The organism is Kineosporia succinea, from assembly GCF_030811555.1.
GTDB classification, from domain to species: domain Bacteria; phylum Actinomycetota; class Actinomycetes; order Actinomycetales; family Kineosporiaceae; genus Kineosporia; species Kineosporia succinea.
In genome coordinates this window covers 3,969,536-3,993,369 of sequence record NZ_JAUSQZ010000001.1, presented here as the reverse complement: position 1 = coordinate 3,993,369, position 23,834 = coordinate 3,969,536, and the positions used below count along the sequence as shown (strand labels likewise).

Annotated in this window: 21 protein-coding genes; 11 read left to right on the top strand and 10 right to left on the bottom strand. The window is 71.3% G+C overall.

Annotation, left to right across the window (positions count from 1 at the left end; all coding sequences use genetic code 11):
- Nucleotides 1-177 precede the first annotated feature (177 nt).
- The 3 genes from J2S57_RS17450 to J2S57_RS17440 all read left to right on the top strand — a co-directional run bounded on the left by J2S57_RS17450 (nucleotide 178) and on the right by J2S57_RS17440 (nucleotide 4,161).
- Nucleotides 178-2,241 (top strand): MMPL family transporter, encoded by a 2,064-nt coding sequence (locus J2S57_RS17450; protein WP_307244171.1) that lies wholly within the window; start codon nucleotides 178-180, stop codon nucleotides 2,239-2,241.
- 103 nt (nucleotides 2,242-2,344) lie between these two features.
- Entirely contained in the window at nucleotides 2,345-3,487 is a 1,143-nt protein-coding gene (locus J2S57_RS17445; protein WP_307244169.1) for a sensor histidine kinase, read from the top strand.
- Entirely contained in the window at nucleotides 3,484-4,161 is a 678-nt protein-coding gene (locus tag J2S57_RS17440) for a response regulator (protein WP_307244166.1), read from the top strand. The genes J2S57_RS17445 and J2S57_RS17440 overlap by 4 nt, the downstream gene beginning before the upstream one ends.
- A 55-nt stretch (nucleotides 4,162-4,216) precedes the next feature.
- On the opposite strand, the gene J2S57_RS17435 is transcribed toward J2S57_RS17440, so the two are convergent.
- The 3 genes from J2S57_RS17435 to J2S57_RS17425 all read right to left on the bottom strand — a co-directional run bounded on the left by J2S57_RS17435 (nucleotide 4,217) and on the right by J2S57_RS17425 (nucleotide 8,330).
- Nucleotides 4,217-5,260 (bottom strand): alcohol dehydrogenase catalytic domain-containing protein, encoded by a 1,044-nt coding sequence (locus tag J2S57_RS17435; RefSeq protein ID WP_307244163.1) that lies wholly within the window; start codon nucleotides 5,258-5,260, stop codon nucleotides 4,217-4,219.
- Between the two features lie 84 nt (nucleotides 5,261-5,344).
- Nucleotides 5,345-6,901 (bottom strand): glycoside hydrolase family 26 protein, encoded by a 1,557-nt coding sequence (locus J2S57_RS17430; protein WP_307244160.1) that lies wholly within the window; start codon nucleotides 6,899-6,901, stop codon nucleotides 5,345-5,347.
- 238 nt (nucleotides 6,902-7,139) lie between these two features.
- Nucleotides 7,140-8,330 (bottom strand): D-alanyl-D-alanine carboxypeptidase family protein, encoded by a 1,191-nt coding sequence (locus J2S57_RS17425; RefSeq protein WP_307244157.1) that lies wholly within the window; start codon nucleotides 8,328-8,330, stop codon nucleotides 7,140-7,142.
- Nucleotides 8,331-8,523: 193 nt separating this feature from the next.
- Between J2S57_RS17425 and J2S57_RS17420 the strand changes: the two genes are divergently transcribed.
- Both J2S57_RS17420 and J2S57_RS17415 read left to right on the top strand, forming a co-directional pair.
- Nucleotides 8,524-9,141, top strand: coding sequence for a helix-turn-helix transcriptional regulator (locus tag J2S57_RS17420; protein WP_307244155.1), 618 nt, complete (start codon nucleotides 8,524-8,526; stop codon nucleotides 9,139-9,141).
- A 46-nt stretch (nucleotides 9,142-9,187) separates the two neighbouring features.
- A complete protein-coding gene (locus J2S57_RS17415) occupies nucleotides 9,188-10,387 on the top strand; it encodes a nucleotide disphospho-sugar-binding domain-containing protein (protein WP_307244153.1) in 1,200 nt (399 codons plus the stop codon).
- 51 nt (nucleotides 10,388-10,438) lie between these two features.
- Here J2S57_RS17415 and J2S57_RS17410 read toward each other — a convergent pair whose 3' ends face one another.
- Both J2S57_RS17410 and J2S57_RS17405 read right to left on the bottom strand, forming a co-directional pair.
- On the bottom strand, nucleotides 10,439-11,368 hold the full coding sequence (locus J2S57_RS17410; RefSeq protein WP_307244151.1) for an RICIN domain-containing protein: 930 nt from the start codon (nucleotides 11,366-11,368) through the stop codon (nucleotides 10,439-10,441).
- A 357-nt stretch (nucleotides 11,369-11,725) separates the two neighbouring features.
- Nucleotides 11,726-12,175: a hypothetical protein gene (locus J2S57_RS17405; RefSeq protein WP_307244149.1), complete on the bottom strand. Its 450-nt coding sequence runs from the start codon at nucleotides 12,173-12,175 to the stop codon at nucleotides 11,726-11,728.
- Nucleotides 12,176-12,498: 323 nt separating this feature from the next.
- On the opposite strand from J2S57_RS17405, the gene J2S57_RS17400 reads away from it, so the two are divergent.
- On the top strand, nucleotides 12,499-13,482 hold the full coding sequence (locus tag J2S57_RS17400) for an endo alpha-1,4 polygalactosaminidase (protein ID WP_307244147.1): 984 nt from the start codon (nucleotides 12,499-12,501) through the stop codon (nucleotides 13,480-13,482).
- A gap of 71 nt (nucleotides 13,483-13,553) precedes the next feature.
- Here J2S57_RS17400 and J2S57_RS17395 read toward each other — a convergent pair whose 3' ends face one another.
- Nucleotides 13,554-14,006: an Lrp/AsnC family transcriptional regulator gene (locus J2S57_RS17395; protein WP_307244145.1), complete on the bottom strand. Its 453-nt coding sequence runs from the start codon at nucleotides 14,004-14,006 to the stop codon at nucleotides 13,554-13,556.
- A 117-nt stretch (nucleotides 14,007-14,123) separates the two neighbouring features.
- Between J2S57_RS17395 and J2S57_RS17390 the strand changes: the two genes are divergently transcribed.
- A complete protein-coding gene (locus J2S57_RS17390; protein ID WP_307244142.1) occupies nucleotides 14,124-14,735 on the top strand; it encodes a LysE family translocator in 612 nt (203 codons plus the stop codon).
- Here the strand turns inward: J2S57_RS17390 and J2S57_RS17385 are convergent.
- The 3 genes from J2S57_RS17385 to J2S57_RS17375 are packed head-to-tail and all read right to left on the bottom strand — an operon-like array spanning nucleotide 14,728 to nucleotide 17,721.
- Nucleotides 14,728-15,534 (bottom strand): ABC transporter ATP-binding protein, encoded by an 807-nt coding sequence (locus tag J2S57_RS17385; protein WP_307244139.1) that lies wholly within the window; start codon nucleotides 15,532-15,534, stop codon nucleotides 14,728-14,730. The two genes, J2S57_RS17390 and J2S57_RS17385, sit on opposite strands and share 8 nt — an antisense overlap.
- A 4-nt stretch (nucleotides 15,535-15,538) precedes the next feature.
- The gene (locus J2S57_RS17380) at nucleotides 15,539-16,672 is read right to left on the bottom strand and encodes a FecCD family ABC transporter permease (protein ID WP_307244136.1); all 1,134 of its coding nucleotides are present in this window, start codon (nucleotides 16,670-16,672) and stop codon (nucleotides 15,539-15,541) included.
- The gene (locus J2S57_RS17375; RefSeq protein WP_307244133.1) at nucleotides 16,669-17,721 is read right to left on the bottom strand and encodes a FecCD family ABC transporter permease; all 1,053 of its coding nucleotides are present in this window, start codon (nucleotides 17,719-17,721) and stop codon (nucleotides 16,669-16,671) included. The genes J2S57_RS17380 and J2S57_RS17375 overlap by 4 nt, the downstream gene beginning before the upstream one ends.
- A 151-nt stretch (nucleotides 17,722-17,872) precedes the next feature.
- On the opposite strand from J2S57_RS17375, the gene J2S57_RS17370 reads away from it, so the two are divergent.
- From J2S57_RS17370 to J2S57_RS17355, 4 genes are all read left to right on the top strand, one after another.
- Complete coding sequence (locus J2S57_RS17370) at nucleotides 17,873-19,576, top strand: ABC transporter ATP-binding protein (RefSeq protein WP_307244132.1); 1,704 nt, start codon at nucleotides 17,873-17,875, stop codon at nucleotides 19,574-19,576.
- A complete protein-coding gene (locus J2S57_RS17365) occupies nucleotides 19,573-21,321 on the top strand; it encodes an ABC transporter ATP-binding protein (protein WP_307244130.1) in 1,749 nt (582 codons plus the stop codon). Before J2S57_RS17370 ends, J2S57_RS17365 begins: the two co-directional genes overlap by 4 nt.
- A 109-nt stretch (nucleotides 21,322-21,430) precedes the next feature.
- Nucleotides 21,431-21,790 (top strand): beta/gamma crystallin domain-containing protein, encoded by a 360-nt coding sequence (locus J2S57_RS17360; RefSeq protein ID WP_307244128.1) that lies wholly within the window; start codon nucleotides 21,431-21,433, stop codon nucleotides 21,788-21,790.
- Nucleotides 21,791-22,049: 259 nt separating this feature from the next.
- Nucleotides 22,050-23,138 carry an iron-siderophore ABC transporter substrate-binding protein gene (locus J2S57_RS17355; RefSeq protein WP_307244125.1) on the top strand — a complete coding sequence of 363 codons (1,089 nt, stop codon included), beginning with the start codon at nucleotides 22,050-22,052 and terminating at the stop codon, nucleotides 23,136-23,138.
- Between the two features lie 89 nt (nucleotides 23,139-23,227).
- Here J2S57_RS17355 and J2S57_RS17350 read toward each other — a convergent pair whose 3' ends face one another.
- Nucleotides 23,228-23,833, bottom strand: a complete 606-nt coding sequence (locus J2S57_RS17350) for a GNAT family N-acetyltransferase (protein WP_307244123.1) — start codon at nucleotides 23,831-23,833, stop codon at nucleotides 23,228-23,230.
- Nucleotide 23,834: the final 1 nt, after the last annotated feature.

The following is a 23,834-nucleotide window of genomic DNA, read 5'->3' as shown; positions in this document are numbered from 1 at the left end:
TGCCGGTCGCCCAGTGGTCACATCCGCGTCACCCGTGGTCATCTTCCCAGTTCCCTGACGCATCGCCGGCTACATCCCGGGGAGTACACCGAGCGCGGTACGCGGCCTTTTGTTCTGCCCACGAGTGCCTTCCCGCGACGGACGCGGTGGACCGGGCCCGGGTCCGAGGCTCGAGCCATGAACATTTCCTTCGCGGGCCGCCTCGTCCGGCTCCTGCACCACGCTCCCCGCCGGTCGTTGCTGGCCGTGCTCCTGTTCGTCGCCCTGGCCGGGGTCGTCGGTGGCCCGGTGGCCGGGGCGATGCAGACCGAGGGCGGTTTCGCCCCGGGCGACGCCGAGTCGGTGCGGGCGGTCGAGCGGATCGAGGCGGCCACCGGCCGGGCGGCGTCGGCCGGGGTGCTGCTGATCGTCGAGCCCGCGGCCGTGGACCGGGCCGTCTCCACCCTGAGCGGGATCGGGGGCGTCACCGACGTCGCCGCCGCGGGCTCCGCGTCCGACGGCAGTTCCGTGCTGGTGACCGGGACGCTGCTGGCGAGCGCCTCCGAGGACGAGGTCGGCCACGACGTGTTCGAGGCCTTCGACGGCAACGACGCGGTGACCGCGGGTGGTTCGGCGGTGATGGGCCTGCAGCTCGGTGAGCAGACCGAGCAGGACCTGACCCGGGCCGAGCTGCTGGCCTTCCCGGCGCTGGTGCTGCTGTCGATCCTGATCTTCGGCGGGCGGGGTGCGGTGCTGCCGCTGGTCGTCGGGGTGACCACGGTGATGGGCACGTTCGCGGTGCTGACCGGTGTGAACCAGCTCTACGGACTGAGCATCTTCGCCCTCAACCTGGTGATCGGCCTGGGTCTCGGCCTGGCCGTCGACTACTCCCTCTTCCTGCTCAACCGGTATCGCGAGGAGCTCGCGGCCGGGGTCACGGGGGCGGACGCGGTGCTCACCACCCTGCGCACGGCGGGTCGCACGGTGGTCTACTCGGCTGCGACGGTGGCCGTCGCGCTGGCCACGCTCGCTGTGTTCCCGATGGGCTTCCTGCGGTCGATGGGCATCGCCGGGGCGGCGGTCGCGGTGGTCGCCGCGCTGGCCTCGCTCGTCGTCGCGCCGGTGTTCTTCGGGCTCTGGGGCGCGAAGCTCGCCCGCCGCACCAAGGACCGCTCGCGGGACGACGACCGCTGGTACCGCCTCTCGCACGCCGTGATGCGGCGGCCGGGCGTGATCGCCACCGCGACCGCCCTGGTGATGCTGGTGCTGGCCGCCCCCGCGCTGCGCGCCGACTGGACCCCGGTCGACGCCACGATCATCCCGAAGGACCTCAGCTCGCGCATCGTCGCCGACACCCTGACCGAGCGCTACTCCGGTGACAGCAGCACCCCGGTCACCGTCGCTCTGCGGGGCACGGACGTCACGTCCTTCGCGGACGCGGCGGCCTCGCTCCCCGGAGTCGCCGCACCGGCCGAGCCGGTCTCGCTGGGTGCGAACACCTGGCAGCTGGACCTCCTGGTGAAGGGGGACGCGGCCGGCGACGAGGCCCGCCGGGTGGTCGAGGAGGTCCGGGCGCTGGCCGCGGACCGGGGCGTGGACGCGCTCGTGGCCGGGCCGGCCGCCGAGTTCATCGACCAGCAGGACGCGATCGGCAGCACCCTGCCGCTGGCCGTGACCCTGCTCGTGGTGCTGACCATGCTGGTGCTCTGGCTGATGACCGGCTCGGTGGTGCTCCCGGTCAAGGCCGTGGTGATGAACGTGCTCACGGTCGGGGTCTCGCTCGGCGCGATCACCTTCGTCTACCAGGACGGCCGCCTGACCGGCCTGCTCGGCTACACACCCAACGGCGGGGTCGAGCCGACCAACTTCCTGGTCGCCGCGGCCATGGTCTTCGCCCTCTCCACCGACTACGGCGTCTTCCTGCTCGGCCGGATCAAGGAGGCGCGGGAGTCCGGTCTCGGCGAGCGCGAGGCGGTCGCGACCGGCCTGGGCCGCACCGGCAGCATCGTGACGGCCGCCGCGCTGCTGCTGGCCGTGGCCATCGGCGCCTTCAGCACCAGCGAGATCTCGTTCATGCAGCAGATCGGGATCGCCACGGCGGTCGGGGTGCTGGTGGACGCGTTCATCGTGCGGTCGCTGCTGGTGCCGACCCTGATGGCGATGATGGGTAAGTGGAACTGGTGGTCGCCGATGTGGCTGCGCCGGGTGCACGACCGGGTAGGCCTGTCCGAGGGCCGGCCGGAACTCGTCACCGCCTCCTGATCCGGCACCGTCCATCTGCCGAACCTCCCCGCCCGGCGGGGAGGTTCGGCCTGTTACGCGGCAACCGCGAAAGGGAGGGCCGATGGCTTCTAGGCTCGGTACCGTGCCCCGGCTTCACGCACCCCGTCCCGCCGACCTCGCGCTGACCGTTCTCTGCGTCGTCCTGATGCTCGTCGAGCTGCGTCTGCACCACCTGCCGCCGGCCGTGGGCTCCGTCTCGACCATCGTGCTCGCGGCGCTGCCGGTGCTCGTGCGCCGTCAGTTCCCGGTCGGGTCGCTGGTTCTCGCGTTCACGGCGCTGTTCGTGCTGGCCCAGGCCGACGCCGGCATCTACAACACGATCCCCGGCCCGGCCGTGCTCTGCGCCCACGAGGTCGCCAGCCACTACGGCCGCCGGGTCTCGCTGGCGGCCGGGGCCGTCTGCGCCGTTCTGACCATGGCGATCCTGCAGATCTACAGCCCGCACGCCGTGCTCAGCTGGGGCACCGCACAGAACATGGCCCTGGTGGTGCTGCCGCTGGCCCTCGGGGTGGCCGCTCACGACCGCCGCGCCTGGACCCAGGCCCTGCTGGACCGGGCGGCCACGGCCGAGCGCAACCAGGAGGAGACCGCCCGGCGCCGGGTCAGCGAGGAACGGCTGCGCATCGCCCGCGACGTGCACGACGCGGTCGCCCACGCCCTGGTCACCATCAACGTGCAGGCCGGGGTCGGTGCCTACCTGGTGAAGTCCGACCCGGACGAGGCGCACGTCGCGCTGCGCACCATCAAGCAGGTCAGCGGCGACGCCCTGACCGACCTGCGCTCCACGCTCGGGGTGCTGCGCGAGGCCACCGGCGCTCCCCCGCCCGGCATCGACGCGCTCGGCGAGCTGGCCGAGAGCATGCGCACCGCCGGCATCGACCTGACTCTCGACATCGACGACGTCGGGCCGCATCTGCCCACCTCCGTCGGCACCACGGCCTACCGCGTCGTGCAGGAGGCCCTGACCAACACGCTCCGGCACGCCGGGCCGACCTGCGCGCACATCACCGTCACCCGTGACCGCTCCGCCCTGACGCTGCGGATCAGCGACGACGGCGGCACCCCCACCGACCTGCTCAGCCGCAGCGGGTCGGGCAACGGCCTGCGCGGCATGCGGGAACGGGCCACCGCGCTGGGTGGCACCCTGGAGGCCGGGCCCCGCCCCACCGGCGGCTGGCTCGTGAAAGCCGTTCTCCCCCTCGAGAAAGAGGTCGACGCACCGTGATCAAGGTGCTCCTGGTCGACGACCAGCCCCTGCTGCGGGCCGGTTTCCGGGCCCTGATGAACGCCGTGCCCGACCTGGAGGTGGTCGGCGAGGCCGGCGACGGCGACACCGCGGTCACCCTGGCCGCCCAGACCCGGCCCGACGTCGTGCTGATGGACGTGCAGATGCCCCGCGCCGACGGGCTCGGCGCCACCGCGCGGATCACCGCGAGCCTGCCGGGCACCCGGGTGATCGTGCTGACGACGTTCGAGCTGGACGAGTACGTGTTCGGCGCGCTGAAGGCCGGGGCCTCGGGCTTCCTGCTCAAGGACATCGAGCCGGAGGCCCTGATCGACGCGGTGCGGCTGGTGCACGAAGGTCAGGCCCTGCTCGCGCCGCAGGTCACCGGGCGGCTGATCCAGGCCTACGTCACCACGCAGAGACCCACGCCGGCTCCCTCTTCTGCACCGCCGAGGAACGACCTCACCGGTCTCACCCACCGCGAGCGCGACATCCTCGGCCTGGTCGCCGCCGGCATGTCGAACAAGGAGATCGCCGAAGAACTGGTGCTCTCCCCGCTGACCGTGAAGACGCACGTGTCCCGGGTTCTCGGCAAGCTCGGCGCCCGCGACCGGGCCCAGCTGGTGGTCATCGCCTACGAGAACGACCTGGCCGGCGGCCCGAACCGGAGCTGAACCGGCACGGTTCGCTCACCTGATCGGGCTCCGGCGCGGGGCTACCGGCGCGGGGCTACCGGCGCGGGTCGATCACCGCGACCCCGCTCGGCGGGCGCTCGGCCATCGCGGCCAGAGCGGGCCCGGCCTCCTCCAGCGTGAGGTGGGTCGTGATCATCGACGCCGGGTCGAGCCGCCCGCCCGCCACCATCCCCAGCAGCGCGGGGTAGGCGTGCGCGGCCATCCCGTGCGAGCCGAGAACCTCGAGCTCCCGGCCGATCACGACGTGCATCGGCACGGCCGGCAGCCCCAGGACGGGAGGCAGGAGACCGACCTGCACGTGCCGTCCCCTCGGGCGCAGGCCCAGGATCGAGTTGACGCAGGTCTGGTGCGCGCCGAGTGCGTCCAGGGAGAGGTGCGCACCGCCGCCGGTGACCTCCACGACCGACGCGACCACCTCGTCCACCATTGAGCTGTTGATCGTGACCTCGGCCCCCAGACGCGCCGCGAGCGCGAGAGCCGCGTCGTTGACGTCGACGGCGACCACCCGGGCGCCGGAGGCCACGGCGATCGCGACGGCCGACAGACCCACGCCGCCGCACCCGTGCACAGCCACCCACTCGCCCGCACGCACCCGGCCCACCTGCGTCACCGCCCGGAACGAGGTGCCGAACCGGCAGCCGAGCACGGCCGCGACCTCCATCGGCACCGCGTCGGGCAGCGGCACCAGGTTCACCGCGGCCCGCTCGACCACCACCTGCTCGGCGTAGGAACCCCAGCGGGTGAAACCGGGCTGGCGCTGGTCGAGGCAGACCTGACCGTCGCCCTGACGGCAGGGTTCACAGACCCCGCAGGCGTACACGAACGGAGCCGTGACCCGCTGCCCGACCGCGAAACCGGTGACCCCGGAACCGATCGCGCGCACCCGCCCGGCGAACTCGTGCCCGGGCACGTGCGGGAGCCTCACGTCGTCGTCGTGCCCGGCCAGCGCGTGCCAGTCGGAGCGGCACAGACCGGTCGCCTCGACGGCCACCACCACACCGCCCGTCGGCGCCTCGGGCTCGGGGACCTCCCGCACCTCAGGGACGTCACCGAACGCCTCGAACACCACTGCGCGCATGCCAGGTACCTCCGTCACGGTTCAGGGGCACCAGCATGCCTGGTCAGGCACCGCCTCCCCGACACCGGCCGGGTGCGCGCCGGTTCAGCCGAGGAGCTTCTTGAAGAGACTTCCCGCCGAGGTGTGGGTCTCGAGCATGTGCGAGCCGCTGCTGCCCACGTTGACCTCGAAGTACGAGTGGTAGCCGACGTTGTTCGACGGGTCGTTGATGAAGTCGAACATCTGCTGGATGTAGTACTTGTTGTCGCCGCCACCGTGACCGTCGGGCCGCTCCCACAGGCCCCACTCGGGCAGCGTGAGCGGCTTGCCCTTGCTCCTGGCGAAGTCGGCCCAGAAGTTCAGGCCGAACGTGCCGTTCAGCGTGTTGTTCCAGGCGGTTTCGCGGCTGGACTGCTTGCAGGCCGCGTTGCAGCTCTTCGGGTAGGGGTACGAGCCCTCGACCCAGGAGATGTCGTAGGTGTCGATGCCGACGTAGTCGACGTACTGGTTGCCGGGGTAGTACTTGGTGGAGTCGTAGACCTCGCCACCGATGTTCGGGTTCCAGTCGAACTCGAGCTTCTCGGTGCCCGGCACCGAGCGCATCGCCTCGACGATGTGCCGCCAGTAGCCGATGAAGTTGGCCTTGGTGTCGGGGTGCCAGCGCGAGGCGCTGAGGTTGAACTCCCAGCCCAGCCGGATGATCGAGTCGCCCTGGTCGGCGTTCACCAGGTTCTGCGCGAGAGTCTTGAAGTACTGGTCGTACTCACCGGCGGCGCCGGCCGCCATGGTGGCCGAGTCGTCTTGGGTGGGCAGCATCGCGGTGGCGTAGACCATGCGGTAGCCCGAGCCCTTCCATGCCTCGAGCATGTAGGCCGGGTTGGCGATCTCGTCCCAGCTGGTGCGGCTGGAGAAGTCGGTGGCGTAGTCGACGTCGCGCCCCAGCCAGTCGCCGAACGCCTCGACCTCGCCGGGGTAGGTGCCCCGGAAGACCCCGAGCTTGACCGAGTCCGCCGCCCCGGCCACCGGTTTCGCGGTGGTCTTCTTCGGGGCCGGGGCCGCGGCGGCCCTGGTCTCGGACTTCTTGACCGTGGCCTTCCGGGTTTTCGTGGCCGTGGCCGTGGCTCTGGCCGAGGGGGCGAGCGTGGGGGTGGTCTCGCCCATCGCGAGCGAGGCGCTGGTGGACGCGGTGGCCGCCGTGAGCGCGGCCGTGCCGGTGGTGTCGGGCCCGGTGGGGATGCGGTCGATGGCGACGACGACACCGGCCAGCACGGCGAGCACGAGAGCGGCCCCGCTCACGACCGTGACCAGGGACGGCCTGCGGTCTTTGCGGGCGCGGCGGCCCTTCTCGGCCTCGCGACGGGCCCGGCGCGTGGCCGGGCGGCTCACGTTGCCCAGGGAGTGGGTGTGGGGCGCGCTGTCGATCGGCTCGCGGCGTTCGGAGGACTGAGGGCCGGAGGACCGGCTCTCAGTGGGCCGGGCGGTGGAGCGGGACGGCCTGCCGGTGCCGTGCGGGCGGGACGGGCCACCCACCGCCGACTCGCCGTGGTCTCGCCGGGGCGCTTCCTGAGCCTGCTGCGCGGCGCGCGCGTCACGGCGGCTGCGGGGCACGAACAGTTCTTCGTCAGGGGCCGGCGAGTACGGGTGCGGGGGACGTTCAGGCATCGACGAGCTCCGGCCTCCTGTCCGGACTCATCACCGAGAGGATCGGAAGAACCGATCGACGCAGCCGCCGGACCACGATTGGTCACGTACCGAAATCATAACGGCCCGAGACAGGCCGATCAGCCTGCTTGACGAAGATTTGACCATCGCTCCCAGTAACCACCCAGGGACGGTGCTGACATCCTGGTCAGCACCGTCCCTGAGGGTTAATTCCGGTTGAGGCAGTTGCGGCGGCCGCTCAGCCGACCTTCACCAGAGCCGTCGTGTAGCTCTTGGCCCCTGCCTTCACGGTGATGGTCTTCGGGGTCTGGCCCTTGGCCAGACCGGACGGCAGGCTGAGCCTGTACGCCAGGCCGTCCCAGGCCGGGGCGCTGAGACTGGCCTTCACCCCGTACTTCTCGACCTTGCCGTTCGCCCGGGTCACCGAGACCAGCGGCGTGCCCTTCTTGAGCAGCGTGACCGCCCGCAGTTCGGACTGCGTCGAGGTCACCATGGCCTTGGCGTAGGCGGCGCGGCTGTTCTTGTACTTGCCCTTCAGCCCGAGCACCACGCCGTAGATCGTGTAGGTCTTGCCGTTGACCTTGTCGGTGGCGGCGAACAGCAGGCAGGCCCCGGCCGGGGTGGTCGTGCCGGTCTTGATGCCGATCACGTTGTTCGAGCCCAGGAGCTTGTTGGTGTTCGACAGCGTGTTCAGCGGGATCTTGGCCGACTTCGTCTTCACGATCTCGCGGAACGCCACCTTGCCCATCGCCGCCGGGGCCAGGTCGAGCAGGTCCTCGGTGCTGCTGGCCGACTTGGTGCTCATGCCGGTCGGGTCCACGTAGGTGGTGTTGGTCATGCCCAGCGACCTGGCGTTCGCGTTCATCTTGCTCACGAACTTGCTCACCGAGCCGGAGTCCCAGCGGGCCAGGGTCTCGGCGAAGTTGGCGCCCGATGAGATCAGCAGGCCCTGCAGCAGCTGCCGCTGGGTCAGCCGGGTGCCCGCCTTGACCTTGAGCACGGTCGCGCCCTCGGACCGGAGCCGGTTGTACGAGGCCACGTCGGCCGAGGTCAGGGTGATGCTCGGGCCACTGGCCCCCGCGGCGAGCGGGTGGCTCTTCAAGATCGTGTACGCCGTCATCACTTTCGCGATGCTGGCCGTCGGGACCTTGGCGGTGGCGCTGTTCTTGCTGCCGACGGTGGCCAGACCGGCCACCTCGAGACGGGCCCGGCCGGCCGCCGGCCAGTCGACGTCGACCGCGCCGCCCGGCACCTTCTGGGTGGCACTCACCAGCAACTTGGCCTTGGTGGCCTTCGTGGCCTGGACGGCCACCGGCTGCGCCGAGGCGAGCGTCGGCGGCACCCCGACGGTCGTGACCACGAAGGCCGTGACCGCGATGGTGGCACCGGCCACGGAGCGCTTCTTGAAAGTGCTGCGACGGATGTTCACGAGGGAAGACTAGGGAATTACCTCGCACCCCGGCACCAAGACCTCCGAACTTCCCGATATCGGTGCCTTTCCTGCCTGATCGTGTAAAACCGGTGTCCGATCCGGTGAACGACCGACGGGCCGGATCCGTGGTTCCAGTTACCCGGACGCCCGAGGCGTCCGGCCCACCGACGTGACGACGAGAGGACCCGGGGTGCACGCGCGGGGTGACGCGACGACGGCGGTGGAGGCCTCGGCGGGCTGGGAGTCGACACCCCTGCAGGTGGTGATCCTCGCGCCCGACCATCTCGACGAGCTGGGCGTGATCGAGCTGTTCCGGCGGGGCGAGGAGTTCCGGCCGGTGCCCACGGCCCGCGCCCGCCACGCGAACCTGCTGGTCGCGGTCGCGGAATCCGCCTCCCCGGCGCTGTTCCGGCGGATCCGCGAACTGGACCTGCGCACCGGTGCGCCGGTGGTGCTGTTCCTCGATGCGGACGACGACGTGCGCCTGCCGGTCTGGCTGGAGGCCGGGCCGTGCACGGTGGTGCCCCGGCGCCGGCTCACCGCCGACCATTTCACCACCGTGCTGCGCTCGGCCGTGGGTGCCCACGGCCGCTCGCCGGGCCCGCACGAGTACCCGGACAGCTTCGACCAGCGCGAGGTCGCGGTGCTGGCGCTGGTGGCCCAGGGCTGCGAGAACGCCGAGATCGCCCGGCAGCTGAACTATTCCGAGCGCACGATCAAGTACGTGCTGGCCGGCCTGATGACGAAGCACGGTCTGCGCAACCGCGCCCACGCGGTGGCGGAGGCGATCCGGTCGGGCCTGATCTGAGCGCGTGCTCACCTCGCGGGCCGAAGCGCATTACGCTGGCCCCACGATGAAGGTGTTGTTCTCGGCGGCCCCGGCGACGGGCCGGTCCTGCGCGTTCCTCCCCCTGGCGCGGGCCTTCGCCGAGCGCGGGCACCAGGTGGCCGTGCTCTCCGCCGGGGTGCCGCACCCGGCGCTGCGGCAGGCTCTGGCACGGGTGCGTTGCACCTACCTGAACACCGATCCGTCCGGGCGCATGCGGGTGCCGGCGGCGAGCGAGGCCGCGGCCGTGCGGCTGGAGACCTGCGGCGAGCGCTCCCTGCACCTGGCCGGCGACTGGCGCCCCGACCTGGTGATCAACGAACCGTACGACTTCACCGGGGTTTTCGTGGCCCGCGCGCTGCGCCGCCCGCTGGCCACGGTGGCCAACGGCCCGGCCGCCCCGCCCGAGTACACCGACGCCCTCACCCGTGGTGTGGCCGGCTGGTTCGCCCGTCACCGCCTCGATCCCCCGGCCCTGGTGCCCGCCGGGCAGTGGCTGATCAACACCCGCCCCGAGGCCCTCGGGGCGTGGCCCGTGCCTCCCGGCGTCACCGCTCTGACCCTGCGCCCCACCGACGACGCCGCGACGGTCGTTCCCTCGTCCGGTCGGCGTCCTCGCGTTCTGGTGGCCCTGGGAGCGCACTTCGGCGACCGCAGCACCGTGCACCGGGTGCTCGGTGCCCTCACCTCCGGCCGTCACCCCGAGCTGCTGGTGCGCGAGCGCAGCCTGCCGCCGCACTCCCCGCTGGCGAACCGGGTGTCCCGGGCCGCGTTCCGGCCCTCGGCCGACCGGTTCCCGGGCACCGCGACCGCTCTCGTGCACGGCGGCAGCGAGACCGTGCTGAACCTGCTGGCGCAGGGCGTTCCGCTGGTCGTGCTGCCGCTCGGGCCGGGCCAGTTCGTGGAGGCGGTGCTGACCCAGCGGGCGGGCTGCGGCGTCGCGCTGCTGGTGCCGCCCGGCCGGCTGCGCGATCTCGCCCCCGGGCACCTGCGGTCGGTGATGGCCGAGGTCATGGGCAATCCCTGGTACCGCTCGAACGCCGAGAGGGTGGCCGCGGAGATCGCCGCGATGCCGACGGCGGCGCGGGTGGCCGACCAGCTGGCCACCGCGGTGCGCGGCGACCGGGTGCGCCCGACCCGATTGAGGCCGCCCGGCCCGGACCCGGGCCGGGCACCGCGCAAGGCACCCCCGACCGCCGAAACCCCGCACGCGATGACGGCTTCCTAGCCCACCGCCAGGCCGAGCGGTGCCCAGCTGACCGTGCCCGGCTGACCGTGCCTAGCTGACGGTCCAGATGTGGTCGTCGGTGGTCGAGCAGGTGAACAGGGTGAGCGCCTGGCCGGCGTGCTTGTTGCCGCCGTTGGTGTTCGAGACGTCCAGGCACAGGCCGCTCTTCACGTGCACGAGCCAGTATCCCTGGCCTTTCGGAACGGCGCTGAACATCTGGTTGTCGGAGTCGCCCGCCTGGCAGGGGCTCGCGAGCACGCCGGTGGCCAGGTCGACGGAGCCGGAGCCGGGCAGATCGAGGCAGTAGTTCGTCTTCAGGTTGCGGATCAGGTACTGGCCGAACTGCTCGACCATCTGGAAGTCCTGATTGTCTGCGGCCCCCGGGATGCAGTCGTACTGGCTGACCGCGTGGCCGGGCTCGGGCACGCCGGCGTCGGGCAGGTCGACGCAGAATCCGGTGCTCAGGTTGCGGATCACGCCCATCTCGGCGATCGGGGTGACGGCCTGCTGCACCTTCGGGTCGACCACCTGGTCGACCTGCTTGCCGGGCGTGTCCGCGTCGTCACCGGAAGTGCCCTGCCGGCCGGGCTTCTCGGTGGTCTTGCGGACCGCGGGAGAGGCCGAGGGACGAGGGGACGCCGCGTGGGTGCGGTTGGCGCGCTCGGTGTCGTCGATGTCGGTGACCTCGTCGCCCGGGCCGGGCGGCAGCGCGTCGAGCTGCTGGTCGTCGAGAACGGTCGCGCCGTCGCCGCGGTTCTCGTCGAAACGGGCCACCGAGTCGACGGCCATCGTGCCGCCGATCACCGCGCAGACCACGATGGTCACGAAGCCGACCACGGCCGCGGCGCCCTTGACGCCACGCGAGGACACCCCGAACGGCAGCCGCGAGGCCGAATCCGAGCCGGGGACGGCCGAATCGGCGTCACCGAGGTCGAGTTCACTCTCCGTGTGCTCGTCAGCACTCAGTTCGCGGGTTCCCACGGAACCACCTTTGCACTTCCGGGCGGGTTGGGGAAACGGCCAGGAGTCACGATCTGTGAATGGCTCCCGTTTCTCGGCAGCCGCGGGCAATCCCGGCGACAGACACTGCGGGTCTGGTCCCTCCGGCGAGCGCGGTAACCCCCACCGGAACCGCGATGCACCGCCAGAACCCGCAGGCCTGCCCGGTCTTCACGAGGGGCCGGTCTCAGCGCCCTCGCCGACGGCAAAACATACTGCACCCGCTCGTCCCGGCGAAGTTCGCCACATCCGCGCAGGCGCGCCCACCGGCGGGCCGCGACCACGTCGTCCATCATCGGCGGCCCGGAAACCCGCACCCCGGAACCGGACCCGACCGCCCTACCTGATCAGGCGCAGTGCCCCGATCATGTCGTTGTACCCGTCGGGCGTCATCGACATCGGCAACCGCACCACGCGCGGACGCAGGTGAGCCACCCGCGGGATCAGCTCGGCCTTCCAGAAGCTCATCGTGCCGGGCTGCACGGCCGTGAGATTGCCGCTCCACCAGGCGTCCAGCTCGACCAGCACACTGCCGTCACTCTGTACCCGGCCCTGTTCGGAGCGCACCGCGAGCCGGGGCCCGCCGAAGTTGACGTCGCGAAACAGCACGCAGAGCACTCCCCCGGAGGGCAGGCGCAGCGCCTCGTCGGCCTGCTGGTGGCGCTTCAGGCCGGACAGCATCGCGTCGATGTCGGGAGCCAGGTCGGGCACCTCCGGGGTGGCGAGGAACGGATCGGCCTCACCGACCTCGTACTCCTGCCCGGCGCGACGGCGGGCGGTGCGCCTCACCGAGGGGGGCGGTGGCGGTGCCGGTTGACTACGTCGCTCAAACTCCACGTTCGGCTCTCCCTGTCCCGCGCGGCGTGCTCCTTCTCGAGGGCACGGACCGCGGGGCGCCGGGGTTCACCGCACCCGGCCCGCCCTCGAGGTGGAGGTGTCTGCGCATAGGGACGAAACGCAACCCTAGGCAGGTCTTAACCTCCCGATCTCACTCGGCTTCCTAGTTTCGACGCGTCACGGAGCACTCAGCCGGCGCGCCGCACGCTGTGTGGTCGATCCGGCACCGGTCGCCAGGGGTGAGCCCGAGGCGGGGTGTTCCGCAGTGAGGAAGCATGAGCATCAAGCGAATGAACCGTCGTCGTATCGCGGTGGCCTCCGCGGCCGGACTCGTCGTCCTGCTCGGGGTCGGGTCGTTCTCGGTCGCCAGCGCCGCCAACCCGTGGAAGCGGGACCGGGGGCACTCCCGGCCCGGCCCCACCGCGACCACGTCCCCGACGGCCGGCGCCACCCCCGAGGACGACGAAGCCGCAGACGACGAGACCGCGACCTCCGCGCCGTCGGCGACCACCACGTCCGCCGGCGGTGACGTGACCCTGCCGCCGGCCGACGGGCAGTTCGACTACCAGATCGGCGGGGCCTACACCCCGGCGAGCTCGGTGAAGATCGTCGACCGCGACCGTGAGGCCGAGCCGGCCGCGGGCAAGTACAACGTCTGCTACGTCAACGCCTTCCAGACCCAGCCGGGCGAGGCGGACTTCTGGACCGGCAGCCACGACGACCTGCTGCTGAAGACGAAGAGCGGCGACTACGTGGAGGACTCGGAGTGGGGCGAGTTCCTGCTCGACACCTCCACCGCCGCCAAGCGCACGGCCCTGGCCTCGATCGTGGGTGGCTGGATCGACGGCTGCGCCACCGCCGGTTTCGACGCGATCGAGCCCGACAACCTGGACACCTACGATCGTTCGGGCAAGCTGCTCACCAAGGCGAACAACCTCGCCTTCGCGAAACTTCTGGCCGACCGGGCCCACTCGAAGGGCCTGGCGATCGCCCAGAAGAACACCTCCGAGATCACCGAGGCCGAGGCCACCACGGCCGGCTTCGACTTCGCGGTCGCCGAGGAGTGCCAGGTGTACAGCGAATGCGACTCCTACACCGACATCTACGACGACCTGGTCTACGAGGTCGAGTACACCGACAACGGAAAGTCCGCCTACACCAAGGCCTGTGCGGCTCAGGGCAAGGACATCTCGGTGATCCTGCGCGACCGTGACGTGGTTCCCTCGGGTGACAAGGCGTACCACTACGAGAACTGCTGACAGGCTTCGATTGATGGACGACGTGGTCACCCGCGTCGTCCATCATCGGGTTTCAGGGGTTTCAGGGGTTTTCAGAGCGGGAGACCCCGGCCCTCCACGACGCTCTTCATCACGAGCGTGGAATTGAGCCGCTGCACACCGGGAAGCGTGGCCAGCTCACCGTCGTACAGCTTCTGGTACGCGGTCAGGTCCTCGGCCACGACCCGCAGCAGATAGTCCGGGCTGCCGAACAGCCGCTGCGCCAGCAGCACGTTCGGGATCCCGGTGAGTGCCTCCTCCAGCGCCGCGACGGTCGCCGCGCTGGAGGAGGTCAGGGTCACGAAGACCAGCGCCTCGAACCCCAGACCGACACTGCCCGGCCGGATCTGCGCGCTGTAGCCGGTGATCACACCATCACGCTCCAGCGCCCGCAGCCGGCGGTGGCACGGCGACACGGTCAGGCCGACGCGATCGGCCAGTTCGGTGAGGGTCAGCCGGCCGTCAGCCTGGAGCTGCGCAAGAATCTCGCGGTCGAGGGCGTCCATCCCCCAATTCTTTCCCTTCCTGAAGCCCTGCGGTGCCAGATCCGGGCAGCACTTCCCGTGAGATTCGCCGTACTTTCTGTTGCATCACTGGAATGCTTCGAAAGAACGGCAGGAGTCATGACTTTCGGGATGGTTGCCGGGTTCTGGGTGGTTTCGTGCCTCCTGGTGCTGACCCCGGGCGCCGACTGGGCCTACGCCATCTCGGCCGGGCTGCGTCACCGCTCGGTGGTGCCCGCCGTCTCCGGGCTGCTGGCCGGTTACCTGATCATCACCGCGGTGGTGGCCGCGGGCGCCGCCGCGCTGATCACCAGCACACCGGGCGCCCTGACCATGCTCACGCTGGCGGGTGCGGCCTACCTCGGCTACCTGGGCGTGACGACGGTCCTGAACCCGCCGGTGCCGTCCGCCACCTCCGAGGTGTCCACCTCGTGGAGGGCACAGGTCTTCCGCGGCGCGGCCGTCAGCGGGTTCAATCCCAAGGCCCTGCTGCTGTTCCTGGCCCTGCTGCCGCAGTTCACCGATCCGGACGCGACCTGGCCCCTGACCGCGCAACTCGTGGCGCTGGGCGGTGTGCACATGCTGATGTGCGCGCTGGTCTACACCGGCGTCGGAGCCGGTTCGCGGGCCGTGCTGAAGACCCGGCCGACCGCGGCGAAACTGGTGTCCCGGGGATCCGGGATCGCCATGACCGCGATCGCGCTGGGCCTCCTCCTCGAACAGCTCAGCTGACCGGTACCAGTCCCCTGCGGGTGGCCCGGTCGACCGGCACGATCAGCGGAGTGCCGGTCTCCGGGTCGGGGATGACGCGGCACTTCAGGCCGAACGTCTCCTCGACCATCGCGGCGGTCACGATCTCCGACGGCGAGCCCTCGGCCACGATCCGGCCCTCGCGCATCGCGATCAGGTGGGTCGCGTAGCGGGTGGCCAGGTTGAGGTCGTGCAGCACCGCGACCATCGTGCGACCCTGCTCGTGCAGATCGGCGCAGAGGTCGAGAACCTCGACCTGGTGCGTGATGTCGAGGTAGGTGGTGGGCTCGTCGAGCAGCAGGATCGGCGTCTGCTGGGCCAGGGCCATGGCCAGCCAGACCCGCTGCCGCTGACCGCCCGAGAGCTCACCGACGTAGCGCTTCGACAGCTCGTGCACGTTGGTCTGTTCCATCGCCTCGACGACGATGGCCTCGTCCTCCTTCGACCACTGACGCAGCAGCGACTGGTGCGCGTAGCGGCCGCGGGCCACCAGGTCGCCGACCGTGATGCCGTTCGGCGCGATCGGCGTCTGCGGCAGCATGCCCAGCCGGTGTGCGACCTGCTTGCTGGAGTAGCTGCCGATCAGCTTGTCGTCGAGGTACACCTGCCCGGCCCGCGGCCCCAGCAACCGGGCGAGAGCCTTGAGTAGCGTCGACTTTCCGCAGGCGTTGGGCCCCACGATGACGGTGAACGACTCGTCGGGGATCGAGACCCCGAGGTCTTCCGCGACCACCCGCTGGTCGTAACTGAGGGTCAGGCCCTCGGCGCGCAGCCTGCTCATGAGATCAACGACCCTTCCGCCATTCGTGCACCAGCAACCAGCACAGATACGCCCCGCCGAGCAGCCCGGTGGCGATGCCGACCGGCACCGGGCCGGAGGGCAGCGCCCGTTGCGCCACCCAGTCGCTCGCCACCAGCAGCAGCGCCCCCATCGCGGCCGCCCCCGCGAGACCCGCTCCGGCACTGCGGGTCACGCGCAACGCCAGCTGCGGGGCGGCGAGCGCGACGAACGCGATCGGGCCGGCCGCCGCGGTGGCGACGCCGGCCAGGGCCACCGCGCAGACGAAGAGGATGCCCCGGGTGCGCTCGACCGGAACGCCCAGGGCGGTGGCCGTCTCGTCGCCCAGGGCCAGCATGTTCAGGTGCCGGCCCTGCCAGAACGCGATCGGCAGCACGATCAGCACGGTGAGCAGCAGCGGCCGGAGTTGTTCCCAGGAGCGGCCGTTCAGGGTTCCGATGAGCCAGACCTGGGCGCCCACGGCCTCGTCGAGGCGGGCCCGGGTGATGAGGAACGAGTTGAACGCGTCGAGCATCGCGCCGATACCGATGCCGACGAGGATCAGCCGGAAGCTCTGGCTGCCCTTGCGGTAGGCCAGCAGGTAGATGGCGACCGAGGTGACGACGCAGCCGATCAGGGCGCCGAGCGCGATCTGGTCGGTACTGCCGTGCATCACCAGGATCACGATGAGCGCGCCACTGGAGGCACCGATGGTCAGGCCGATGAAGTCCGGGCTGCCGAGCGGGTTGCGGGTCAGGTTCTGGAAGATCGAGCCGCTGACGCCGAGCGCGGCGCCGACGAACAGCGCGGTCAGGGTCCGGGGCAGCCGCAGGTCCATGATGATGAACTGCGCACCGGGGATCTGCTCGCCCAGCAGGGTGCGCACCACGTCGGGCAGGGGCACGTCGAAGTCGCCGCTGGCCAGGCTGTACAGCGAGATCGCCAGGGCCAGAACGAGAAGCACGACGACGGACGTGGCGGCCCGGACGTCGACGCGCGCCGAGAACGATCCGGTCGGGTTGCGGACGACCCGCCCGCTGAGCACGCGCCGGTCGCTCACCGCCCGCCGGTCGCCCGGCATCCGCTGGTCGCTCACCCGCTGATCGCTCACCCGCTGGTCGCGCATCCGCTGGTCGCTCACAGCTGGGCCAGCCGTCGGCGGCGGGCCAGGACGATGAACATCGGCGCCCCGAGGAACGCGGTGACGATGCCGACCTGCAGTTCCGAGGGAGCGGCGACGACCCGGCCGATGATGTCGGCGGTCAGCAGCAGCACCGGCGCGAGCACCATCGAGTAGATCAGGATCCAGCGCTGGTCGGGCCCGGTGAACATGCGGGTCACGTGGGGCACGGCCAGGCCGACGAAGTAGATCGGGCCGACCGCCGCGGTGGCGCCGCCGCACAGCAGGGTCACGGCGAGCATGCCGAGCAGCCGGGTGCGCATCACGTGTGCGCCGAGGGCGCGGCCGGTTTCCTCCCCCATGGCCAGGGCGTTGAGAGCCGGGCCGAGGGACAGTGCGAGCAGGATGCCGCCGAGGACGAACGGGGCGACCTTCCAGCCGGCCTCGGTGCTCACGTCGCCGAGGGAGCCGACCTCCCAGAACCGGAACTTGTTGAACACGTCGGGGCGCAGCACCAGGATCGCGTAGATGCCGCTGCCCATCACGGTGGTGATCGCGATGCCGGCCAGGATCTGCCGGTCGGGGGTGGCCGAGCGCCCGGTGTTGCCCAGCAGGAACACGATCACCGAGGTGAGGGCGGCGCCGAGGAAGGCGAACCAGACGTAGCCGCTGATCGTGGTGACGCCGAGGAACGCGATGGCCAGCACCACACCGGTGGACGCGCCCAGGTTCACGCCGAGCAGACCGGGCTCGGCCAGCGGGTTCAGGGTCAGCGCCTGCATCAGCGCACCCGAGAGTCCCAGTGCCGCACCGACCATCAGACCGACCAGGGTGCGCGGCAGGCGCAGGTCGTGGATGATCGCGGCGTTCGACGAGCCGTCATTGTGCCACCACAGCCGCCAGCTCTCGCCGAACGGGATGAACTTGGCACCGAACGCCAGGCTGGCCACGATCACCGCGGCCAGCAGCACCAGCGACACGATCAGGCCGACGACGCGCAGCGAGGTGCGGCCCCCGACGTCCCGGGACTCGACCGGGGCTTCCTCCGGCACGTCGACGGTCACCGCCATCGAATCCTCCTCCAGCACTCCGTCCGAGCCCGGGCACGCCGTGAGAAAGTCGGCAGGCAGCACTCGTCGAGGCACGCACTGTGCCCGGACCGTTAGGTTAGCCTTACTTCATATGAGCGTGTCCAGTGCCGTCCCTTCCGTGACTCCGCCGGTGACGAGGAAAGACGTTCTGCGCAGCACCCTCCTGAATCGCCGGGGCCTGGTCGCGGCGGGAACGGCCCTGCTGTGCACGCACCAGCTCTGCGAGGCGCTGGTACCGGTGGTCATCGGCCGGGTGGTGGACGAGGCGGTCGCCGGATCGCGGTCGGCGCAGGCCGGGCTGTCCGACCTGCTGCTGTGGATCGGCGTCCTCGCGGGGCTCTTCCTCACACTGTCGAACAGTTACCGGCACGGCGCCCGCAAGATCGAGGCCGCGGCCGAGTGGGGTGCCCACGACCTGCGGATGCGTCTCACCGAGCGGGTTCTCGACGCCCGCGGCGGGGCCGAGGAAGGCCGGCTGCCCGGGACGCTGGCCAGCATCGCGACCAGTGACGCGCAGCGGGTGGGCGCGGTCGTCACCGCCGCCGGGGCCGGGCTGGCGCAGATCGTGGCGATGGTCGTGGCCGCCGTCGCGCTGCTGGTGGTCAGCCTGCCGCTGGGCCTGCTGGTGCTGATCGGGGCGCCGCTCATGCTCTGGCTGACCCACGTGCTGGGCCGGCCGCTGGAGAGCCGCAGCGAGGCCGAGCAGGAGGAGGCCGCCGCCGCCTCCGGAGTGGCCGCCGACCTGGTCTCCGGGCTGCGGGTGCTCAAAGGCATCGGCGCCGAGCAGGTCGCGGTCGAGCGCTACCGCATCCCGAGCCAGCGGGCGCTGACCGCCACCGTGCGGGCGGCGCAGGCCCGGGGCGCCTACGAGGGCGCGATCCTGCTGATGACCGGCATCTTCCTGGCGCTGGTGGCCGCCGTCGGCGGAAAACTGGCGTTGGACGGCGACATCAGCATCGGCGACCTGACCGCGGCGATCGGCCTGGCGCAGTTCCTGCTCGGCCCGCTGCAGGTGTTCGCCTGGGTCGGTTCCGAGCTGGCGGCCGGGCGGGCCAGTGCCGGCCGGGTCGCCGAGGTGCTGTCCAGCCCGGAGTTGGTCGGGCCGGGCGAGATGGCCGGGGGTGGGCTGCGCCCGTCGGCACCGGTCGGGATCGCGCTCGATGACGTGGCTTCGGGATGCCTGCAGCAGGTCGACCTGCGGGTGGCGCCGGGTGAGGTGATCGGTGTGGTGGCCCGCGACCCGGCCGATGCGGTGGCCCTGCTGCGGCTGCTCGGGCGCGAGCTCGATCCGGACCGCGGGCAGGTGAAGCTGGAGGAGGTGCCGTTGTCGTCGCTGCATCCCGACCAGGTGCGGGCCCGGGTGCTCGTGGCCGCGCACGACGCCGGGCTGTTCGGCGGGCCGCTGCTGGAGAGCATCGAGAGTGATAGCGGCAGTGACGAACTCACCGAGCGGGTGCTCGCGGCCAGCGCGGCCGACGAGGTCATCGCGAGCCTGCCCGAGGGCCGGGCCACGGTGCTGACCGAGCGGGGCGGCAACCTCTCCGGCGGGCAGCGGCAGCGGGTGGCGCTGGCCCGGGCGCTGAACGTCGACGCGTCGGTGCTGGTGCTGCACGACCCGACGACGGCGGTGGACAGCGTCACCGAGGCGCGGATCGCGGCCGGGCTGCGGGCCGTGCGCGCGGGGCGCACCACGCTGCTGGTGACAACGAGCCCGGCGCTGCTGGCGGTGACGGACAGGGTGGTGCTGCTCGTGGAGGGACGGACCGTGGCCCAGGGACCGCACCCGGAGCTGGTGCGCGAGAACGAGACCTACCGATCGACGGTGCTGTCGTGACGGGCACCCTGCCGATCGCCACCGCGGCGCGCTGCCGCCAGATCGTCGGCAGCCTGGTCCGCCCGCACCGGGTGCCCGCGGTCACCGGTGTGGTGGTGCTGGTCGTGGCCACCGCGGTGGGCCTGCTGAGCTCGCCGCTGCTGGGCCGCATCGTCGACGTGGTGGCGCGGGGCGAGGGGGCCGGGTCGCTCGTCGGGCCGGCCGTCGGCATCGCGGTGGTGGCGCTGGTGCAGGGGCTGCTCACCCCGATCGGCATGTCCCAGCTGGCCACGGCGGGTGAGTCGGCGCTGGCCGAACTGCGCGAGCGGTTCGTGGAGAAGGCGCTGCACCTGCCGATCGCCGACCTGGAGCGGGCCGGGTCGGGCGACCTGACCTCACGGGTCACGAACGACGTGCAGCGCATCAGCGAGGGCGTGCGCGAGGCGGTCCCCGAGTTCGCCCGCTCCGCGCTGGCGATCGTGCTGACGCTGGGTGCCCTGGCGGTGCTCGACTACCGGTTCCTGCTGGTGGCGCTGCTCGCGGCGCCGATCCAGGTGCTGACCGTGCGCTGGTACCTGCGGCGGGCCGGGCGGGTCTACGCCGAGCAGCGGGTGGCGGCCGGGGAGCAGCAGCAGCAACTGCTGGAGACGATCGGCGGGGCCCGTACGGTGCGGGCGTTCCGGCTGACCGGACGCCAGGTGCCGCGGGTGGCGGCCGCCTCGTCGCGCACGGTCGACCGCACGCTCGACGGCATCGCCCTGCAGACCGGCTTCTTCGGGCGCCTGAACCTGGCCGAGTTCATCGGCCTGTCCGGCGTTCTCGTCGTCGGCTACCTGCTCGTGCGCGACGGTGCGGTGTCGATCGGCACCGCCTCGGCCGCCGCGTTCTACTTCCACGGCCTGTTCACGCCGATCAACACGGCGCTCTTCCTTCTCGACGAGGCGCAGTCGGCCGCGGCCAGCCTGGCCCGGCTGGTCGGGGTCGTCGACCTGCCCGACCGCACGGCCACCGGCGCCCCCGCGATCGAGGCGAGGGACGCGTCCGTCATCGTCGAGAAGGTGGGCCACGCCTACACCCCCGGGCACGACGTGCTCACCGGCGTGGACCTCGAGATCCCGGCCGGGCACCGGGTGGCCGTGGTCGGCGCGAGCGGCGCCGGAAAAACCACCCTGGTGAAGCTCATCGCGGGGTTCCACCCGCCCGCGACCGGCCGGATCCGCCTGGGGGCCAAGGACATCGACGAGCTGGGGCCGGACGGCACCCGCCGCACGGTCGCCCTGGTGACCCAGGAGGTGCACGTGTTCGCCGGCCCGCTGGCCGACGACCTGCGCCTGGCGCGACCCGACGCGTCGGCCGAAGAGCTCGAGAAGGCACTGGAACTCGTGCACGCACTCGAGTGGGTGCGACTGCTGCCGGACGGCCTGGACACGATCGTCGGCGACGGCGGGCACGACCTCACCGCAGCCCAGGCCCAGCAGCTCGCGCTGGCCCGGCTGGTGCTGGCCGACCCGCCGGTGGCGATCCTCGACGAGGCCACCGCCGAGGCCGGCAGCGCCGGTGCCCGGCTGCTGGAACGCTCTGCGCTGCAGGCCCTCACCGGGAGGACGTCGGTGGTGGTGGCGCACCGCCTGACCCAGGCCGCCAGTGCCGACCGGATCGTGGTGATGGAGGCCGGACAGGTGGCCGAGCAAGGCACGCACGCCGAACTACTGGCGCACGGCGGGCTTTACGCGGGACTGTGGAAGGCGTGGTCGAAAGACTTCTAGGGCAGCTCTTTTGCCCACAAACGCCCCCTTGTATCCGGAAATGCGGGGCCCGGCGATCCACGCCACGCTGTTGGTCGTCCGAACAGATCTCACCGGAAGGAACCGAAAAATGATCAAGCGAGCCGCCTTCGGCACTGCCACCGCTCTCGCCGCCGTCAGCGCCGTGGCCACGGCCGGTCCCGCCCTGGCGATCGACAGCCCGTCGTGCAGTGACTCGGGTGCGTCCGGCTACGTCCAGCTCATCAACGACCCCGAGGACGACGGCACTTTCGTGCCGCTCCAGTGCTTCGCCAACGCGGGCACCTGGAACGGCAGCGTCACCGGGGTCGAGGGCATCACCACCGGCGTCAACGCGGTGACGGTGACCTACGTGGACGGCAGCGGGGCCCACACGTCCGACTACTCGGCCGGCACGGACACCCAGCTGGGTCAGAGCGCGGTCGAGGTCACCTCGGTCACGATTCACTGATCCCGCCGACCGCCCCGCCCTTGACCCCACCGGGTCGAGGGCGGGCCGTGTTTTGGCCACATCCGGACCGTTGCCCACCCACCGCTTCAGGCGATGACCTCGATGTCCCCGTCCTCGACGTGGGCGGCTGCCCGCCGAGTGATGTCGCACTGCGGGCCATCCCGCAGCTCCGCGATCGCCCAAGGTCACGATTACCGCAGCTCGTTGAGACGGTGGGCCCCAGCTATTAGGGTAGGCAAACCTAAACATGGAGGTCCCGATGTCTCCCCGTACCGTGCGGGCCGGAATGTCCCGGCGTGCGTTCGGCGCCACGATCGCCACCGCCGGCCTGGCGTTCGTCGCCGCCTGCGGTGGTGGTTCCGACAGTTCGTCCGACAGCGCCGCCACCGGTGAGGCCGCGGCGGGTGACGCGTTCCCGGTGACGATCGACCACAAGTTCGGCTCGACCGAGATCACGGCCAAGCCGGCCAAGGTCGTCGTGGTGGGCCTGGTCGAGCAGGACGCCCTGCTCGCGCTCGGCACCGTCCCGATCGCCACCACCAAGTGGTTCGGCGAGAACGAGGGCGAGATCTGGCCCTGGGCCACGGACAAGCTCGGCGGCGCCACCGTGCCGACCGTGCTCGACAGCACCGACGGCATCCAGTTCGAGCAGATCGCCTCGCTGCAGCCCGACCTCATCATCGGCATGTACTCCAACGTGGCGCAGGAGGACTACGACAAGCTGTCGAAGATCGCTCCCACCCTGCCCGCCCCGAAGGACAGCAACGACTACGCGGTCGCCTGGGACGTCATCACCACCACCGTCGGCAAGGCGCTCGGGCAGTCCGAGGCCGCGCAGAAACTAGTCGACGACGTCAACGCGCAGTTCGAGGAGGCCAAGACGGCCAACCCCGGCTTCACGGGCAAGACCGGCCTGATGGCAACGCTTTACGAGGGCTACTACGTCTACGCGGCCGACGATCCGCGCGGGCAGTTCCTGCAGTCGCTCGGCTTCACCATGCCCGACGGCCTCGCCGACGTGGTGAAAGACCAGTTCGGCGCCAACGTCAGCAAGGAGCGGGTCGACCTGCTCGACGTCGACGCCCTGGTCTGGCTGGTGCCGAACGCGACGAAGGACAAGCCCGGCCTGGCCGCCGACAACCTCTACAACAAGCTCGACGTCTTCAAGAACGGCGGCGACGTCTACCTCAACGACGGCAGCGACGGTGAGGTCGTCTCCACGCTGGGCAGTGCCACCTCGTTCGTGACGGTGCTGAGCATCCCGTACCTGATCGAGAACCTGGTGCCGAAGATCGCCCAGGCCGCCGACGGCGACCCGGGCACCCCGGTCGCGGACGAGAGCGCCTAGGCGTCGACGAGTTTCGGCCCCGGGGTGGACTGCACTCCTCCCCGGGGCCGATCAGCGATCCCCGGTTCGATCCGAGGAACCGGGCGCGATCAACGAGCCGAGCGCACCGTCACCATCAGCGCCGCCGTCTTGTGCGGCAGTTCCAGCTCGGCCTGCCGGCGGAACCCGGCCGCCTCGAACATCCGCACCGCGGCCACGTTCCGGGCGTCCGGTTCGGCCACCACCAGCTCACAGGCCGGGTCGTCGGTGAAGAGCTGTGCCACCAGGGACTTCACCATCTCCCGCCCGAAACCCCGCCCGGTGTGCCGCTGATCACCGATGGCCAGGTGCAGCCCGAGGTCGTGGGGACCGGCCGGGTAGTAGCCCGAGATCAGGTCCCGGGCCGGGCGGTAGATCTCGAGGTAGGCGAAGGGCTCGCCGTCGCGCAGCACCAGCACCGGACGCGAGTAGGCCCCGGCGATCTGGGCGCGCAGGTACCCGTTCCAGCGGTCGGCCGGCCAGTCCTGCTGCCAGAACCGCTCCACGTGCGGCTGCGCCATCCAGTGCACCAGCCGCGCCTCGTCGGTGCTGCCGGGCCGCAGGAGCCGGGCCTGCCAGGGGAACGGGAGCGAGGGCACGGCCGGCGCGGAGGTCGCGAGGACGGCGGCGGGCAGGCCCTCGCGGATCTCCCGGGTCAGGACCGGCTCGGGCGACACC